1 protein-coding gene is annotated in these 302 nt (G+C 59.9%); it reads right to left on the bottom strand.

Going from position 1 to position 302, the window contains the following annotated elements:
• Positions 1 to 302: TraM recognition domain-containing protein (locus EN859_RS36900; RefSeq protein ID WP_148671262.1), on the bottom strand; the 302-nt coding region annotated here is incomplete at both ends.

The following is a 302-nucleotide window of genomic DNA, read 5'->3' as shown; positions in this document are numbered from 1 at the left end:
CTTCGCCCGGATCGGTGGTGTGCCCGCCACCATGACGATCTCGTCGCTCGGCGGAAGCTGCATGATCTCGCCAGGTGTCATCAACTGCCGGGCTGTCTCTTGCCGCGACACCATCAAATGTCCAAGCCAGGGCGAAAGCCGGTGGCCGGCATAGTTCTTCATCGCCCGCATCTCGGTCGCTGTGCCGAGCGCGTCGGATACACGTTTGGCGGTCCTTTCATCATTCGTGGCGAAGCTCACGCGCACATGACAATTGTCGAGAATGGAGTTGTTCGGACCGTAGGCCTTCTCGATCTGGTTGA

This window comes from Mesorhizobium sp. M00.F.Ca.ET.216.01.1.1 (genome assembly GCF_004010325.2).
GTDB lineage: Bacteria > Pseudomonadota > Alphaproteobacteria > Rhizobiales > Rhizobiaceae > Mesorhizobium.
This window is presented reverse-complemented; position numbering and strand designations above follow the sequence as displayed.